Origin of the sequence: Streptomyces laurentii, assembly GCF_040635425.1 — a bacterium.
Taxonomy (GTDB): domain Bacteria; phylum Actinomycetota; class Actinomycetes; order Streptomycetales; family Streptomycetaceae; genus Streptomyces; species Streptomyces laurentii.
On sequence record NZ_JBEYHT010000018.1, the window covers coordinates 59,290 to 75,809 of the forward strand.

The 16,520-nt window shown below is 72.2% G+C and carries 18 protein-coding genes and 1 tRNA gene; 8 read left to right on the forward strand and 11 right to left on the reverse strand.

The annotated features are described in order from the left end of the window. Positions 1 to 454: 454 nt before the first annotated feature. The gene (locus tag ABZ693_RS14330; protein WP_359876292.1) at positions 455 to 631 is read right to left on the reverse strand and encodes a thiocillin/thiostrepton family thiazolyl peptide; all 177 of its coding nucleotides are present in this window, start codon (positions 629 to 631) and stop codon (positions 455 to 457) included. Between the two features lie 313 nt (positions 632 to 944). Between ABZ693_RS14330 and ABZ693_RS14335 the strand changes: the two genes are divergently transcribed. The 7 genes from ABZ693_RS14335 (at position 945) to ABZ693_RS14365 (ending at position 8,503) form a co-directional block, all read left to right on the forward strand. Next, a complete protein-coding gene (locus tag ABZ693_RS14335) occupies positions 945 to 1,601 on the forward strand; it encodes a DUF2867 domain-containing protein (RefSeq protein ID WP_359876294.1) in 657 nt (218 codons plus the stop codon). Positions 1,602 to 1,671: 70 nt separating this feature from the next. Next, on the forward strand, positions 1,672 to 2,619 hold the full coding sequence (locus ABZ693_RS14340; protein WP_359876295.1) for a class I SAM-dependent methyltransferase: 948 nt from the start codon (positions 1,672 to 1,674) through the stop codon (positions 2,617 to 2,619). 144 nt (positions 2,620 to 2,763) lie between these two features. After that, positions 2,764 to 4,050 carry an acyl-CoA dehydrogenase family protein gene (locus ABZ693_RS14345; RefSeq protein ID WP_359876297.1) on the forward strand — a complete coding sequence of 429 codons (1,287 nt, stop codon included), beginning with the start codon at positions 2,764 to 2,766 and terminating at the stop codon, positions 4,048 to 4,050. 72 nt (positions 4,051 to 4,122) lie between these two features. Then, positions 4,123 to 4,530: an ester cyclase gene (locus tag ABZ693_RS14350; protein ID WP_359876299.1), complete on the forward strand. Its 408-nt coding sequence runs from the start codon at positions 4,123 to 4,125 to the stop codon at positions 4,528 to 4,530. 117 nt (positions 4,531 to 4,647) lie between these two features. Continuing rightward, positions 4,648 to 6,504, forward strand: coding sequence for an asparagine synthase (glutamine-hydrolyzing) (asnB, locus tag ABZ693_RS14355; protein WP_359876301.1), 1,857 nt, complete (start codon positions 4,648 to 4,650; stop codon positions 6,502 to 6,504). Positions 6,505 to 6,562: 58 nt separating this feature from the next. Further along, entirely contained in the window at positions 6,563 to 7,393 is an 831-nt protein-coding gene (locus tag ABZ693_RS14360) for an alpha/beta fold hydrolase (protein ID WP_359876303.1), read from the forward strand. 21 nt (positions 7,394 to 7,414) lie between these two features. Continuing rightward, entirely contained in the window at positions 7,415 to 8,503 is a 1,089-nt protein-coding gene (locus ABZ693_RS14365) for a histidinol-phosphate transaminase (protein ID WP_359876305.1), read from the forward strand. Between the two features lie 58 nt (positions 8,504 to 8,561). On the opposite strand, the gene ABZ693_RS14370 is transcribed toward ABZ693_RS14365, so the two are convergent. From ABZ693_RS14370 to ABZ693_RS14385, 4 genes are all read right to left on the reverse strand, one after another. Then, positions 8,562 to 8,646: transfer RNA gene (locus ABZ693_RS14370), tRNA-Ser, on the reverse strand. A gap of 78 nt (positions 8,647 to 8,724) precedes the next feature. Beyond that, positions 8,725 to 9,198 (reverse strand): tRNA adenosine(34) deaminase TadA, encoded by a 474-nt coding sequence (tadA, locus tag ABZ693_RS14375; protein WP_359876374.1) that lies wholly within the window; start codon positions 9,196 to 9,198, stop codon positions 8,725 to 8,727. A 128-nt stretch (positions 9,199 to 9,326) separates the two neighbouring features. Then, entirely contained in the window at positions 9,327 to 9,860 is a 534-nt protein-coding gene (locus ABZ693_RS14380; RefSeq protein WP_359876307.1) for a tRNA adenosine deaminase-associated protein, read from the reverse strand. A 233-nt stretch (positions 9,861 to 10,093) separates the two neighbouring features. Next, positions 10,094 to 10,489: a hypothetical protein gene (locus ABZ693_RS14385; protein WP_359876380.1), complete on the reverse strand. Its 396-nt coding sequence runs from the start codon at positions 10,487 to 10,489 to the stop codon at positions 10,094 to 10,096. Positions 10,490 to 10,616: 127 nt separating this feature from the next. Here ABZ693_RS14385 and upp point away from each other — a divergent pair, with 127 nt between their 5' ends. Beyond that, on the forward strand, positions 10,617 to 11,252 hold the full coding sequence (gene upp, locus ABZ693_RS14390; RefSeq protein WP_359876308.1) for a uracil phosphoribosyltransferase: 636 nt from the start codon (positions 10,617 to 10,619) through the stop codon (positions 11,250 to 11,252). A gap of 96 nt (positions 11,253 to 11,348) precedes the next feature. On the opposite strand, the gene ABZ693_RS14395 is transcribed toward upp, so the two are convergent. From ABZ693_RS14395 to pip, 6 genes are all read right to left on the reverse strand, one after another. Further along, entirely contained in the window at positions 11,349 to 11,978 is a 630-nt protein-coding gene (locus ABZ693_RS14395) for a LytR C-terminal domain-containing protein (protein ID WP_359876309.1), read from the reverse strand. A 161-nt stretch (positions 11,979 to 12,139) separates the two neighbouring features. Beyond that, entirely contained in the window at positions 12,140 to 12,436 is a 297-nt protein-coding gene (locus tag ABZ693_RS14400) for a type II toxin-antitoxin system VapB family antitoxin (RefSeq protein WP_003955420.1), read from the reverse strand. Between the two features lie 192 nt (positions 12,437 to 12,628). Further along, entirely contained in the window at positions 12,629 to 12,820 is a 192-nt protein-coding gene (locus ABZ693_RS14405; RefSeq protein WP_359876310.1) for a YegP family protein, read from the reverse strand. 144 nt (positions 12,821 to 12,964) lie between these two features. Next, positions 12,965 to 14,563 carry a M28 family metallopeptidase gene (locus ABZ693_RS14410; RefSeq protein WP_359876311.1) on the reverse strand — a complete coding sequence of 533 codons (1,599 nt, stop codon included), beginning with the start codon at positions 14,561 to 14,563 and terminating at the stop codon, positions 12,965 to 12,967. A 130-nt stretch (positions 14,564 to 14,693) separates the two neighbouring features. Beyond that, complete coding sequence (locus ABZ693_RS14415) at positions 14,694 to 15,344, reverse strand: HhH-GPD-type base excision DNA repair protein (RefSeq protein WP_359876312.1); 651 nt, start codon at positions 15,342 to 15,344, stop codon at positions 14,694 to 14,696. 105 nt (positions 15,345 to 15,449) lie between these two features. After that, positions 15,450 to 16,472 (reverse strand): prolyl aminopeptidase, encoded by a 1,023-nt coding sequence (pip, locus tag ABZ693_RS14420; protein ID WP_359876313.1) that lies wholly within the window; start codon positions 16,470 to 16,472, stop codon positions 15,450 to 15,452. Between the last annotated feature and the right edge of the window lie 48 nt (positions 16,473 to 16,520).

Here is a 16,520-nt window from a genome sequence, read left to right on the forward strand (position 1 = left end):
ATTCGGGGCCCGGCGCACCCGACGGGAAGCCCGTCCGGGCATGCGGGACCGACACTCCGTTCTCTCGGCCGTATGGGGCCGTTTCCGCGGCCATGGGAGGCCGTTTGAACGGACGTGCGAAAGCCGTCCGCGGTGCAATAGGACATGCCGAAGACGTACCGCCGGAACTAGTTGTCCACGCCGTCATCGGGCATAGTGAGGGTGCTCGTCCGGAGGCCGGCGGCGGGTCCGCCGACAGCCTCCGAGCGAGCACGGCCGGAGATGACTCCGGGTCGGGCCCCGGACCTGCTCGACTGCAACGGGCAGGTCCGGGGTACTCCGGGTCGGGCCCCGGACCTGCTCGACTGCAACGGGCAGGTCCGGGTCCCACTCCCGGTTAGATCGCGGACCTGGTCGACTGCAACGGTCAGGTCCGGCGGGCGGGGAGGAACAGTCCTCCGCGCCGGGTGTTACCTCAGGAGCTGCAGCTGCAGGTGCAGATGCAGGTGGTGCAGGAGGCGGACGCGATCATCGTGACGGTCAGGTCCTCACCGTCGAGCAGCGTCTCGTCCATGTAGTCGCTGATCTCCAGGGTGTCGACGTCCAGACCCGTGAGTCCCTCGACACCGATCTCCAGGGCGGCATTGCTCATGCCGTTCACAACCTTTCGGCAAGTCTGCGGTCGCGTCGATCGCGCCGCACGTGGGCCGGCCACGGGAAACTGCTGTAGCCGGCTTCCGGACTCCGTCGCCCGGCTGATCTCGACCATAGGCAAGTCAAGTTGAAGCGCTCAAGGGCACCTCCGGATAAATGGCTGTGACGTAGATCACATACGGAAATGTTTACTCTCCGGCTGAGTCGAGAATCGATCTCTGCATAGGCTCGGTGCAGTGATGCGCCACTTCGGCCGTCGAATTCTGGACACCTATGACGTCCCGAGGCCCTGAGCGTGGCGAAGCCAACCCATGGGGAATCTCGAAATGCATATAGCCAGCTGTTCAATTCCGAACGACTCGGCTCTCGCGCGTTTCCGTGACAGTGGAGAGCACACCCACGCGGAGGCGGCGGAGGTGGCGATCCCGGACCATCGGAGGATCGACGCCAGGGAGCTCGCCCGGCTGACCATGGACCGTCCCAGCCTCACGCCCGACCGGGCGTTCTGGCTGGTCGACCTGTGGATCCGGGTCCAGGGCGTCGTCATGCGCCCCTTCGGCGTCAAGCCCAACACGATGCGCAGCAAGCGGGAACAGCCGCTGCCCCGGGTCGGGGAGCGCCTCGGTCCGTACGAGGTCTTCGAGGCGAGCGAGCGAGAAGTGCTCCTCGGCGACATGGACAAGCTGCTCGAACACCGGATGTCCTTCATCGTCGCCGACGGCAAGGCGTACATCGGTGTCGTCCTGCGGACCAGGAACAAGGCGGGCGACGCCTACTGGGCCCAGTTCCGGCACAACCAGACGGACATCCTGCACTGGTCGCTCCGCCGCGGGATGTCCCGCGCGCTCGGGATCGACGACGAGCCGGCGGCGACGGGTACGCCCACCGCGCCTGCCGCGCCTGCCGCACCCGCCGCACCTCCCGCGTCTGCCGCGCCCGCCGTCGGCGAGGCGACCGAAGGCCGCTGACGCGCGGCCGCGGATCCGTGGTGACCCTCACCCGGGCGCGCCGGCGCCCGGCTCTCTGCGAGAAGAGCCCATGTCGAGTTTGATCGAGACCGCCCACTGGATCGCCTGCGCCCGGGCAGCCGAGTCGCTCCGTCCCGACGGCCGGCTGTTCGAGGACCCGCTCGCGGTGGAGTTCGTCCGGCGCACCGACCCGGACCTCTACGACCGCCTCCGCACCGAACCGAGTTCCCGCTTCGACGTACTCGCCGTGCGGACCGCGTTCTTCGACGACCGTCTGATCCGCGCCGTGACCGGCGGCCCGGCCCGGCAGGTCGTCGTGCTCGCCGCCGGCATGGACGGCCGGGCCTTCCGGCTCCCCTGGCCCCCGGGCGTCACCCTCTACGAGGTGGACCTGCCCGAGGGAGTGGAGGAGAAGAGCGCCTTCCTGTCCCGCTCCGGCCTGGTCGCCGACCGCTGTCGGCGCGTCCCGGTCGCCGCCGACCTGACCGGCGACTGGCCCGCCGCGCTCGCCGAGGCGGGCTTCCGCCCCGGTCTGCCGACCGTATGGCTGGTCGAAGGAGTCCTCTATTACCTGACCGAGGCGCAGGTGGACGCGGTCGTCGACCGGGTCACCGAGCTCTCCGCCGCCGGCAGCGTGCTCTGCCTGGAGCAGGTCAACACCGATCTATACCGGGCCCCTTGGATGCGGGACTGGCTGCGGCAGATGCGGGACGCGGGGCGCCCCTGGCGTTCCGGGGTGGCCGAGCCCGAGGCGTGGCTCGCCGGCCGCGGCTGGCGGGCCGAGGTGCGCGAACCCTGCGACCTGGACGAGGCGGCCGGGCGGATGGTGCCGCGGACCCCGCCGCGCGGGACGCCCGGGGCCGCCCGCACGTGGCTCGTCGCCGCCGAGCTGGTCACCGGCCCGGCCGTCATCGATTCCGTCCCCGATTCCGTCCCCGATTCCGTCCCCGATTCCATCCCCGATTCCGTCTCCGATTCCGTCTCCGAATCCGCCTCCGCTTCACCCACCGTCGCCTGACGTGCGGCCTCCGAACCCGCCTCCGTTTGCGCCTCGTTGTGACCGGCGTCCGTGTGACCGGCGCCTCCGGAGCGACCGGTGTGACCGGCGCCCGGCGAAGGCCCTTCTCCTCGTGACACCCCTCCTCCGACAGCTGGAGTCCTGATGCACCTCCTGATCACCCGGCCGGCCCGGCAGCGGTACGTCGAGCTGGCGGAGGACATGGCCGCGGTCTTCCGCGAGCGGGCCGCCGAGCACGACCGGACGGCCGCGTTCCCGTTCCGCAACATCGACGAACTCCGCGCCGCCGGCTATCTGGCGCTGACCGTGCCGCGCGAACTCGGCGGGCTGGGCGGCACCCTCGCCGACATGGCCGTGGCCCAGGAACGGCTGGCCGCCGGCTGCGCCTCCACCGCCCTCGCCGTCAACATGCACCTCTCCATGGCCGGCCAGATGGCCCGCGCCTGGCGCACCACGGGCGACGAGCGCGCCCGGAAGACGCTGACGGAGATCGTCGAGGGCCGCGTGATCCTCATGGGCGCCACGGCCGAGCCGGGACACGCGCTCGTGCGCACCACCGGCGCCAAGGCCCGCAAGGTGGAAGGCGGTTACCTGGTCACCGGCGACAAGACCTTCGGCACCGGCTCGGCCGTCATGACCCACATGACCTCGATGGCCGAGTACCGCGAACACCCCGACGGCCCGCACGTCCTGGTCTTCCGTATCCCCGCCGACAGTCCCGGCGTCCGGGTCCTCGAAGGCACCTGGAACACCTCGGGACTGCGGGCCACCCGCAGCGAGAACATCGAACTCCGCGACGTCATGGTGCCGGAGGAGAACGTCCTCACCTCCTACCCCGTCGGGAGTCTGGACGGTTCGCTGCTCCAGACCGTGTGGGGCTGGGCGATGCCCACCTTCGCCGCGGTCTATCTCGGCGTGGCCGTCGGCGCGTTCGAGACCTGCGTACGGGACGTCCGGAGCCGCGGCTGGGAGGACCGGCCGTACATCCGCGCGGAGATCGCCGCCTGCGAGGAGCTGATCGAGACCTCGCGCGCCCTGATCGAGCGGACCGCCGGCGAGGTGATGGGCAACGGCTTGTGGAACGCGCTCACCATCCAACAGGGCATGGCCCGTGTCGTGTTGACCAAGAACGTGGGCACCAACAACGCCGTGGAGATCGTCGACCGGGTGATCCGGATCATCGGCACCCCGGCCCTGCGGCCCGGCTCGGTGTACGAGCGGGCCCACCGCGACGTACGGGCCGGGACGATGCACCCGTACAGCAACGCCGACGCGTGCGACCTCATCGCGGCGACGACGCTCGGCGAGGAGACGGCTCCCGTGCATCCGCCCCGGCTGGACCGGCTCGCCGAGCCGGCGCCCGAGGCCGAGGCCGAGGTGGAGGCCGGGGCCAAGGCCGGCGACACGGCCGTACGCCCTGCCGCCTCCTGACACCCCCGGCCTCCCCCGCCCCCCCGTAACCCGTCCTGCCCCGCACACCCACCGGACCGGAAGGCGATCCCCGTGGACCGAGCATCCGTACAGCAGCTCATGGAGCATTTCCTGGCGGCGTACAACGAAGGAGACCCGCGCCACCTGGACCACTGTCTGCACCCCGAGTACCGGCACCCCAACCCGGCCGTCGAGCGCGGCATCGAGGGCATGCGGGCCGCGATCCGCCGCTGGGCCTCGACGGTGGAGGACCTCAGCCTCACCCTCGACGACCTCGTCGTGGAGGGGGACAAGGCCGTCGCGCGGATGACCTTCAGCGGCCGGCAGGTCGGCCCGATCCTCGGCATCCCGGCCTCCGGACGGCGCTTCTCGGTCGGCCTCATCGACATCTTCCTCATCGAGGACGGTCTGTTCGCCCAGCACTGGGACGAGATGGACCTGCTCGGGCTGCACCGGCAGCTCGGCGCGCTGCCGGACTGACCCGGCGGGCGCGCCCACGTACCTCGCGAGTCGTCGGAACGGCAGGGCAACGGCAGGGCAACGGCAGGGCAGCGGCAGGAAAGCGGCAGGAAAGCGGCAGGAAATGGAGGAGGACGGATGTGCGGCATAGCGGGCTGGGTGGCCTTCGGGCGGGACCTGGGCGCCGAGCGTTCCGCGGTGGAGGCGATGACACGGACGATGGCCTGTCGCGGCCCCGACGCCGGGGGCACCTGGTACGGCGGCCCGGTGGCCCTGGGCCACCGGCGGCTCGCCGTCATCGACATCGCCGGCGGCGCGCAGCCCATGCTCGCCGAGGAGAACGGGCAGGTCACGGCCGCCCTCTCCTACAGCGGGGAGATCTACGGCTTCGACGAGCTGCGCGCCCGGCTCGTCTCCGCCGGCCACACCTTCCGCACCCGGAGCGACACCGAGGTCGTCCTGCGCGCCTGCCTGGAGTGGGGCGAGGACGTCACCCGGCACCTCACCGGCATGTTCGCGTTCGCGCTCTGGGACGCCCGCGGCCAGGAACTCCTGCTGATCCGGGACCGGTTGGGCGTCAAGCCGCTCTACTACTACCCGACCCCGGACGGTGTCCTCTTCGGCTCCGAGCCGAAGGCGATCCTGGCCCACCCCGAGGCCCGCGCCCGGCTGACCTCGGACGGTCTGCGCGAGCTGATGACCTGGGTGAACACCCCCGGGCACGCGATCTTCGACGGGATGCGCCAAGTGCGCCCCGGGCACGTCGTCCGCGTCGCGCGCGGCGGGATCACGGAGCGCGCGTACTGGGAACTCCCCGCGCGCCCGCACGAGGACGATCTCGACACCACGATCGGCCGGGTCCGTGACCTGCTGGGGTCGTCCGTCGCCGGCCAGACCGTCGCGGACGTGCCGCTCTGCTCGCTGCTCTCGGGCGGTCTGGACTCCAGCTCCGTGGCGGCGCTCGCCGTCGGGGCGCTGCGGGACCGCGGCGAGGACCCGCTCACCTGTTTCTCGGTCGGCTTCTCCGCCGCCGGCTCCGGTCCGGGCTTCGGCACCGGCCCGCGCGGCGGCGACGACAGCGCGTACGCCGCCGAACTGGCCCGCCACATCGGCGCCCGCCACGAGGACCTGACCCTCGACGCGAAGCTGCTGTCCGACCCGGCGGCGCGGGCGGCCGTGCTCCGGGCCCGCGACCTGCCCCAGGGCCTCGCCGACATGGACACGTCCCTCTACCTGCTGTTCAAGGCGATCCGGCAGCGTTCCACGGTCGCGCTGTCCGGCGAGGGCGCCGACGAACTCTTCGGCGGCTACCCCTGGTTCCACGACGAGAACGCCGTCCGCGCGGAGACCTTCCCCTGGATGTACATGGCGGGCGTGGCCGCCGCCGGCGGCCCGGCGTTCCTCGACCCGGCCCTGCCCGAGCGGCTCTCCCTGGACGCGTACCGGGCCGACCGGTACGCCGAGGCGGTCGCCGCCGTCCCCGTCCTGCCCGGGGAGGCCGAGGAGGACCGGCGGATGCGGAAGGTCGGCCACCTCTTCCTCACCCGCTTCCTGCCGATGCTCCTGGAACGCAAGGACCGGATGAGCATGGCCGTGGGCCTGGAGGTGCGGGTGCCGTTCCTCGACCACGCCCTGGTGGAGTACGTCTTCAACGTGCCGTGGTCGATGAAGACCTTCGACGGCCGGGAGAAGAGCCTGCTGCGCGCGGCCATGGCCCCCGAGCTCCCGGACTCCGTACTGACCCGGAAGAAGGAGCCGTACCCGACGATCGCCGATCCCGCCTACGACCAGCTGCTCAAGGGCCGGCTCGGCGCACTCATGGACGACACCGGGGCACCGGTCCGCGCGCTGATGGACGAGAAGAGCGCGGCCGAGGCGTACGCCGCGGTGCGGAAGGCGTCCCCGGAGGAACTGCGGTTCCTGCGGGTGGGATTCGAGTCCCTGCTGAAGATCAACGACTGGATGCGGGACTACCGGGTGGAGCTGGCGGAGTGACGCCGGGCGCGACGGCGCGCGCGGCTCGGTGGACCGGCGACGAAGGGAAGAGGGAACGATGACCGAGGAGACGACGGCACGGCGGTTCGCCGGCGTCCGGCACCCGATCCATCTGCACGTCTGGCCGCCGGAGACGGCGCCCCGCTATCTCGCGGTGTTCGTGCACGGGTACGCCGACCACGCGGGCCGCTACGGCCGGCTGGCCGACGCGCTGACCCGGCACGGCGCCGCCGTGTACGCGCCGGACCACGCCGGCAGCGGCCGCTCGGGCGGCGCACGCGCGCTCGTGACGGACCACGACGAGCAGGTCGCCGACCTCGCCACGGTCGTCGAGCGGGCCCGCGCGGACCACCCGGGGCTCCCCGTGGTGATGATCGGGCACTCGGTCGGCGGGATGGTGGCCGTCCGGTACGCCCAGCGCCACCCCGAGGACCTCGCCGCGCTCGTGCTCGCCGCGCCCGTGCTCGGCTCCTGGCACACGGCGACCTCGCTCCTCGCCTTCGCGGAGATCCCCGAGATGCCGGTGGACGTCGGCTCGGTGATGTCCCGCGACCCCGCCGAGGCGGCCCGCTACAACGCGGACCCGCTGATCTGGCACGGCGCGTTCGTCCGGGACACCCTGGAGTCCGTCGTCACCTGCCTCGAACGGATCAACGGGGGCGAGAGCCTGGCCTTCCTGCCGACGCTCTGGCTGCACGGCGACGCCGATCCGCTGGCCCTGATCGACGAGACCCGGGCCGGCGTGGAGAAGATCCGCGGCTTCCACCTGGCCGAACGCGTCTATCCGGGAGCGCTGCACGGCCTGTTCCACGACGAGGGGCGCGACCGCGCGACCGCGGACCTCACGGCGTTCCTCGACGACGCCCTCACCGTTCCCACGCGTCCCTGACCCGCGAGGAGGTGCGACGACATGACGGGAGTCACCGAACCGGGAGCGTCCGGCCCGGAGCACCGGCTTTCGCTGAACGAGATGCCGGCCGTCCCCGTGACCGGCCTGGACGAGGCGCTTCGGGACGCGCTGCGCGGGGCGCACCGCTACCCCGACCCGTTCGCCCGGGAGCTGACGGCGGCGATCGCGGCCACCCACTCCGTACCCGAGCACGACGTGGTCACGGGCCCCGGCTCCGCCGTGATCCTCCAGCACGTCATCCAGTGGGCGGCCCCGCGGCGGGGCGAGGTCGTCTACGCCCGGCCGTCGTTCGACGCGTACCCGCTGGCCGTGGCCGCCGCCGGGGCCACCGCCGTCGAGATCCCGCTGCGGGACCACCGGCACGATCTGCCGCGCATGCTGGCGGCCGTCACCCCCGACACCCGCGCGCTCGTCGTGTGCAACCCCCACAACCCCACGGGCACCGCGCTCGGCGCCGACGCCCTGCTCGCCTTCCTCCGCGCGGTCCCGGAGCACGTGGTCGTCGTCCTGGACGAGGCGTACCGGGAGTTCGCCGGGGACAAGGACACCCTCGACGGGCCGGACGTCTACCGCGGCCTGCCGAACGTGGTGGTCCTCCGGTCCTTCTCGAAGGCGTACGGGCTGGCCGGCCTGCGCGTCGGCTTCGCGCTCGCCCGCCGCGAGGTGGCGGACGTCCTGCGCACCCGGCTGCTGCCCTTCGCCGTCGGCACCGTCGCCGAGGCGGCCGCGCGGACCGTTCTCGCCCGGCGGTCCGAGGTGTACGCGCGCGTGGACCGCGTCGTCGCCGAACGGGACCGGCTCACCGCGGAACTGCGCGGGCAGGGCTGGGAGGTGGCGCCGTCGGCCGCCAACTTCTGCTGGCTGCCGCTGGGCTCCCGCTCGGCCGCCTTCGTCGCGGCGGCGGCCCGCGAGGGCATCCTCGTCCGCGCCGTCGCGGGCGAGGGCGTCCGCGTCACCGTCGGCGACCCGGCGGCCAACGACGCCGTCCTCCGGCTGACCGCCCGTCTGGCCAAGGAGCGCGAGGAGCCGGTGGGGCCGGCGGCATCAGTGGAGGGGCCGACGGAGCCGGGGGAGGCGCCGGGAGACTGAGCGGGCACACGCAGAACCGCCCCTGACCTGCTGTCGCAGATCAGGGGCGGTTCGAGAGCGGTAGCGGAGGGATTTGAACCCTCGGTGAGTTTCCCCACACTCGCTTTCGAGGCGAGCTCCTTCGGCCGCTCGGACACGCTACCGAGAGAGAGCTTAGCCCAAAGGCGCCCAGGACTGAAATCCGTATCCCCGCGCAGGTCGGCGGGGTCGTCGGCCGGGTGTCAGCGGGTGCGGAAGAAGGCGGTCAGCTGGGCCGAGCACTCCGCCTCCAGTACGCCGTGGATCACTTCGGGGCGGTGGTTGAGGCGGCGGTCGCGGACCAGGTCCCAGAGCGAGCCGGTCGCGCCGGCCTTCTCGTCGAAGGCGCCGAAGACCACCCGTTCGACCCGCGCCTGGACGAGGGCCCCCGCGCACATCACGCAGGGCTCCAGGGTCACCACGAGCGTGCAGCCGGTCAGCCGCCACTCGCCCGTCGCCGCCGCGGCCCGGCGCAGGGCGAGCACCTCGGCGTGGGCGGTCGGGTCGCCGGTCGCCTCGCGTTCGTTGTGGCCGGTGGCGAGGACGGAGCCGTCCGGGGCGAGCACGACCGCGCCGACCGGTACGTCACCGGCCAGCGCGGCCAGGTCGGCCTCGGCGAGCGCGTACCGCATCGGGGCACGCCAGGGGTCCCGTACGGGATCCCCTACGGGGTCCATCGCGGGGCCCGGTCCGGATCCCGCGGCGGGTTCATGGACCGGTTCCGGGACCGGCTCCCGGATCGGCTCCCGTACGGGTTCGGGGCGAGGGGCGGCGCCGGTGTCCTCGCCGTGTGCTGCGCGGGGCACTAGCGGACGGCCTCCAGGATGTCCGCGGCGCCGATGGCGTCCGCGATCTCCCCGAGGGCGTCGCCGGTCTCCAGACCGAGCAGCGCCTGCTCGTCCATGCCGAGGTCGGCCAGGATGAGCGTCTCGCCGAGCGGCCCGGGCGGGGCGACGGCCGCGGCGCTGTCCGCCGCCTCGTCGTCCTCGTCCGCGGCCTCCGGCTCGCCGTCCTCCGTGCCGTCCAGGTCGGTCAGTTCGTCGAGTGCGTCGTCCGGTTCGTCGCCGAGGATCTCCGAGGTGAGGATCTCCCCGTACGAGGAGCGGGCGGCGGCGGCGCCGTTCGAGACGAACACGCGTGGGTCGTCCTCGCCGTCGACCCGGACGACGCCGAACCAGGCGTCCTCCTGCTCGATGAAGACGATCACGGTCTCTCCGTCGTCGGCGGCGGCCTCACGGGCCAGTTCGGCGAGGTCCGCCAGCGTTTCCACGTCGTCGAGCTCTGTATCGCTCGCTTCCCACCCGTCTTCGGTGCGCGCGAGCAGTGCGGCGAAGTACACCTGACTCTCCCACTGTCCAGAGGTGTGATGACCGGCGGCGCGCTCCTGATGCCCCGCCCAATCGGCATCGTGACAGAAACCTCGCCGTCAGGAGAGGTCTTCGGCTCTTGCGTCGTGCATCAGTCTGAACGACACCGCGATCGGGCGGGCGCGCGACCCCGGCGCACGCAGGGGCGCACGGCCTCGCGGGACTTCCCGCAGGTCACCCGGGTGCACTACCTCGATCGGCCCCTTCACCACCGGAACGAACGCATCCGCATCGCCTGCCGCATCCGGGCCGCCCGGGCGCGCCGGGGCTGGACGCGTTCGCGCAGCGCCTTGGCCTCGTGCAGGTCGCGCAGGAACTGCGCGCGCCGCCGCCGGCGCTCGCTCTCCGGGTCCGCCTCCGGGTCCGCGTCCGGGTCCGCCTCCGGGTTCGCGTCCGGGTCCGGCGTGTCCGGCTCGGGGCCGGGCCCGGCCCCGAGCCCGGCCCCGAGCTCGGGGCTGGGCCCGGGGTTCGACCCGGAGGCCCGGGAAGGGCCCGAAGCCGGTGGGTACTCCCTCGGGAGCGGCGGAGGGTCGAAAGCCTCCGCTCCGGCCGCCTCACCAGGCATTCCGGGCGTTCCGGGCGTCTTCTTCGGGTCGGGCATCGGCCACACCACCCCACGGCTGGGTCCCTGTGTCCCCACCTTCCCCCGCCGCCCCGGGCCGGCACCACCCCGCGGGTCACCCCGGCCGCTGTGCCGCGCCCGTCACCGGCCGGGCTACTGTTGAGGCATGCGTCTCCACGTCGTCGATCACCCGCTGGTCGCCCACAAGCTCACCACTCTGCGCGACAAGCGCACGGACTCCCCGACCTTCCGCCGGCTCGCCGACGAGCTGGTCACCCTGCTCGCCTACGAGGCGACCAGGGACGTGCGCACCGAGCGGGTCGACATCGAGACCCCCGTCACGAAGACGGCCGGCGTGAAGCTCTCGTACCCCCGCCCGCTCGTGGTCCCGATCCTGCGCGCCGGTCTCGGCATGCTCGACGGCATGGTGCGGCTGCTCCCGACCGCCGAGGTCGGCTTCCTCGGGATGATCCGCAACGAGGAGACGCTGGAGGCGTCGACCTACGCGACGCGGATGCCGGAGGACCTGTCCGGCCGCCAGGTGTACGTCCTGGACCCGATGCTGGCGACCGGCGGCACGCTCGTCGCGGCGATCAAGGAACTGATCCGGCGCGGCGCGGACGATGTCACCGCGGTCGTGCTCCTCGCCGCCCCCGAGGGCGTCGCGGTCATGGAGCGCGAGCTGGCAGGTACGCCGGTGACCGTCGTGACGGCCTCGGTCGACGAGCGGCTCAACGAGAACGGCTACATCGTGCCGGGCCTCGGCGACGCGGGCGACCGCATGTACGGCACCGCCGACTAGTCCTCCCCCGCGACACGCGAGGGCGCAAGGGCGCCCGTCCCCCTCGTATGTACGAGGGGGACGGGCGCCCTTCGTGCTGTACCGGCCGCGGCGGGGTCAGCAGCGCCCGGGGGCCGGCTTCGGCTTGTTCAGGGCGGTGAGGGCGGCGTCCGCCGCGGCCTTGGGGTCGAGCTGCTTGAAGGCCGTGCCGATGACGAAGTCGACGTCCGCGGTGGTGCGGGTGTCGACCTTCGTCGTCGCGCCCTTGAGCTGGGTGCCGACGACGGAGAACATGCCCTTGGTCGCGCCGGGCGCGCCGAGCAGCAGGCCCGTGCCGGGGACCTTCTTGTCGAGGGCGGCGGGCGCGTTGCCCACCTTCCCGATGAGGAAGCCGCGCTTCTTCAGCTCGTCCGCGGTCGCCTTCGCGAGGCCGCCGCGCGGGGTCGCGTTGTAGACGTTCACGGTGATCTGGGCCGGCTTCGGGAGCGCCGCGGCGGGCGGTGCGGTCGGCTTGGGCGCGGGCTTGCAGTCGCTGGGCTTGCCGGCGGCCGTCGTCTTCTTACCGTCGCCGCCGGAGAAGACGTCGACGAGCTGGTACGTCCCCCAGCCGGCCGCGCCGAGCACGAGCACGGCGGCCGCCGCCCCGAGAACGATCCTGCGCCGACGCTGGGGGCGGCGCATACGGGGATAGACATCCCCCGTGATGCGGTACTTTCCGCCCATTCCGGGGGGAGTGAGCATGCTCATGGACGCAGCGTAGTGCGGGCTGTCGGGGATGCCTACTGGATGATCATGTGATCGCGTCCGGACGGGCGTGAAGTGGGCCCGAAAGGGTCATCCCACCCGGCCCCCGCACCCCTGGCCGCGGGGGCCGTACGGCCCGGGGCGTCCGGACCGTACGGGGCGGGTCAGCCCAGTTCCAGTACGCGCGCGTGCAGCACCTGGCGCTGCTGGAGCGCGGCGCGGACCGCGCGGTGCAGTCCGTCCTCCAGGTAGAGATCGCCCTGCCACTTCACGACGTGCGCGAAGAGGTCGCCGTAGAAGGTGGAGTCCTCGGCGAGCAGCGTCTCCAGATCCAGCTGGCCCTTGGTCGTCACCAGCTGGTCGAGGCGGACCGGGCGCGGTGCCACGTCCGCCCACTGCCGGGTGCTTTCCCGGCCGTGGTCGGGATACGGCCTGCCGTTTCCGATGCGCTTGAAGATCACACGGAAAGCCTACCGGGCCCGCGGCTCCCGGCGCAGCCACGCGAACTCGGTGCGATGCCGGGGCAAATCGGGACCGATTCGTATGTATGGCATCGGTACGGCTGCGGTACGGCCTCCGTGGACAGGCCGAGGTCCCGCCGCGAAGGAGCGGCGGGACCGGGAACTTCCCGACTCTTACGGCACTTACGGCTCTTACGGCGTCGCCTTCTCCTTCTCGACCACCGGGGCGGAGGGGGCGTTCGCCTTCACCGACTCGATGCCGTGCAGGCAGGAGGCCTTGCTCTCGTACGCCTCGCCCACCGCGATAATCTCGCCGTTGCCCGCTTTGAGACGGAACCGGTACTTGTCCGCCTTGTCCTTGTAGACCTCGAACTTGCCCGCCATTGCGCGTCACCTCTCAGCTCTGCCCCCTGAGGCGACGCTAGGCCGCGGGGTCGGGGCGCGCAGCCGGAAGGGGACCAAGAAGGGGACCAGGAAGGTGACCGGGAGGGAGACCGGGAAAAACTACTCCACTACTCCACTACTCCACTACTCCGCGACGCCGGCGTGACCGGTGTGCATCCCGCCGCTGCCCGTGCCACTGCCCGTGCCGCGACCGGCGTCCTGGGCGGCGCCGTAGCCGTTCCCCTGGGCCGCGACCGGCTTCTTCAGGGAGCTGATGTCGTGGGCGTAGGTGCCGACGGCGTTGGCGATGACGCCGATGTTGATCTCGAACGCCCGCATGTTGATGTTGTGGATGTCGTCGCCCTTGGCGTGGTAGTTCACGTCGTACGCGACACCCGCCTGGCCGCCGAACTTCTTCGCCTGGGCCGCGGTCTTGATGCCCTCGGCGCCGGTGAAGGTACCGCCGGAGGGGATGTTCGCGTCGATGAACGGACCGTAGTCGGAGCGGCCGTCGAAGTCGGTGCCCTCGTGCGGGACGCCGCGCTTGTCGAGGAAGTCGGTGATGCCGCGCTCCAGTTGGGCGGAACCGGCGGGGCCGGCGCCCGAGCCCTCGGCGTCGGAGTCGTCGCCGTCGTAGACGAAGAGCCCGTAGTTCGGCGAGGCGATCATGTCGAAGTTGAGGTAGAGCTTGACCTCCTTCTTGTCGAGGGAGCTCATGTTGGCGACGTAGTGCTCGGCGCCGAGCAGGCCGTACTCCTCGGCGGACCACCAGGCGAAGCGGACCTTGTTGCGGACCTTGTCCTTGCCCTTGTCGGTGGCCTTGGCGAGCTCCAGGGCGGTCTGGAGGAGGCCGGCGGAGCCGGAGCCGTTGTCGTTGATGCCGGGGCCGTCGGTGACGGAGTCGAGGTGGGCGCCGAGCATCACGGTGTTGGCGGCGTTGCCGCCCTTGGTCTCCGCGATGACGTTGTTCGTGCTGCGCGTCCCCTGGAGCTGGCGGATGTCCAGGGACAGCTTCACCGGGCCCTTGGCGAGGTCGGCGGCGAGCCGCTCGCCCTCCGCCTGGGTGATGCCGCCGGTCGGGACCTTGCCGGCACCGGCCTCGCCGAGGGTGCCGTTCAGGGTGCCGTCGGTGTTGTTGTAGATGATCGCGCCGGCGGCGCCGGCCTCGGCGGCGTTCGCCTGCTTGACGGCGAAGGAGCAGCCGCCGCGCTTGACGAGCGCGATCTTCCCGGTGAAGGTGCCGGAGGCGAAGTCGCCCGGCTCGCAGCCGGTGGTGCCGTCGGCGTCGACCGGGACGGCGGCGAGGTCGGCCTGGATGCCGCCGGCCGGGGTGGAGGCGGTGTACGTCATCGCGATGATCGCGAGGTCGCGCGGCGCGGGGGAGACGACGGCGGCCTTCTCGGCCTGCGTCTCCGTGTAGACGAAGTCGAACTTCTGGTACGAGACGTTGTAACCGGCCTGCTTGAGCTGGGAGTACACGTACGCGGCCGAGGCGTCGTGGCCGAGCGAACCGGCCGCGCGGTTGCCGCCGGCCGAGTCGGCTATCGCCTGGAACTTCTGGAGGTGCCGGAAGGCGTCCTTGGCGGTGGTCTCGCCGACCAGCTTCTTCGCCAGCTTCGCGGCGTCGCGGGCCTCCGCGGCCCCGGGAGCGGGGGTGGCGGTGGCGGGGCCGGCGAGGACCAGCGGGGTGGCGAGGGCGGCGGCGGCCAGAACGGCGGCGGCTCTGCGCTGCGAGGCGTTCACAGAAGTCCTTCCCGGTAAGTGCGAGGTTGAGGGGAAGCTAGCGACAGCGAGGTGTTCTTGTGAACAGGTTCGTCACAATTTCTGCCGTGCGGCACAGGATTGGCATGGGGAATGGACAATTCCCGGTGCTTTAAGCCTTTTTGGTGGAGGGCGCGGCCTTCTTCGGCGTGACCTCCGCCGCCCTCGGCTTGCTCCCCGCCGTCTTGGCGGCCTTGGCGGCGGCCTTCAACTCCTGTTTGTGGGCCCGGACTTTGGCGAGCGACTCCGGCCCGGTGATGTCGGCGGCCGAACGGTAGGAGTCCGGCTCCCCGTACGCGCCGGCCGCCTCCCGCCACCCCTCGGGCCGTACGCCGTACTGCTTGCCGAGCAGCGCCAGGAAGATCCGCGCCTTCTGCTCGCCGAACCCGGGCAGCGCCTCCAGCCGGGCCAGCAGCTCCGGTCCGGTGGCCACGCCGCGCCACACCGCCTCCGCGTCGCCCCCGTACTCGTCCACGAGGAAGCGGCACAGCTGCTGGATCCGCTGGGCCATGGAGCCCGGATAGCGGTGCACGGCCGGTTTCTCGGAGAGCAGCGCGGCGAAGGCCTCCGGGTCCTGGGCGGCGATCTCGCCCGCGTCCAGGTCGTCCCGGCCGAGGCGGGTGGCGACGGTGTACGGGCCGGAGAACGCCCACTCCATCGGCACCTGCTGGTCCAGAAGCATGCCGACGAGCGCGGCGAGCGGGGAGCGGCCGAGGAGCGCGTCGGCCTCGGGCTGCTGGGCGAGGTGGATCTCGGGGCTCATACCCCGATCATCACGCCGGGCGGCCCGGCCCGCCCGGCGAGCGGGGCACGGGGCGGACCGGGCCGTCGGGCCTGCCGTTGTGTCGGGCCCACCGTTGTGTCGGGCCTACCGCTCCGGCGTGGTCTCCGTCGCCGCCGTACGTGTCGCCCCCGTCGTCGCCGTATCCGCCGCCGTACCTGTCGCCGTCCCGAAGCGGGCGAGGGCGTCCTTCACGTGCGTACGGGTCCCGTCGACGCCGAGGTGCCCGCCCGAGGCCACGATGTGCAGCTCGGCGTCCGGCCAGGCCTGGGCCAGTTCCCAGGCGGTGGCGGCCGGCCCGCCCAGGTCGAGCCGTCCGTGCACGAGGACGCCGGGGATGCCGGCCAGCCGGTGGGCGTCCCGGATCAGCGCGCCCTCCTCCAGGAACGCGCCGTGCGCGAAGTAGTGCGCGCAGATGCGGACGAAGCCGAGCCGGGTGTCGTCGACGCGGTCCATGTACGGGGTGCCCTGGCCCTCCAGCGACAGGACGGCGTCCTCCCAGGTGCACCAGTCGGCCGCCGCCTTCTCCCGTACGGAGCGGTCGGGATGGTTCATCAGGGCGGCATATGCCCTGATGAGGTCCTGGCCTCCGGTGTGCGGGGGCGCGTCCGCTCCGGCCCGGAACCGTTCGTGCGCCTCGGGGAAGTACCGTCCGACGCCCTCGTACAGCCAGGCCGTCTCGGAGCGGCGCGTGGTGGTGACGGCCGCGATCACGATCTCGGTGACGCGCTCCGGGTGCGTCTCGGCATAGGCCAGGATCAGCGTGGACCCCCAGGAGCCGCCGTACAGCAGCCAGCGGTCGATGCCGAGGTGGATCCGCAGCCGTTCCATGTCGGCGATCAGGTGGTCGGTGGTGTTGACGGACAGGTCCGTGGCCGGGTCGCTCGCGTGCGGGGTGGAGCGACCGCAGCCGCGCTGGTCGAACTGGACGATCCGGTAGACCGCGGGGTCGAAGACCCGGCGCGCGTTCGGGGACGAGCCGGAGCCGGGGCCGCCGTGGACGACGAGCGCGGGCTTTCCTTCGGGGTTTCCGGCGACGGACCAGTACACGTGGTTCCCGTCGCCGACGTCGAGCATGCCTTCGTCATGGGGTGCGAGCTCAGCGAACATCCCGCCGACACTACTGGCCGCCTCCGTCCCGCGCCGCCGGATTCCGAC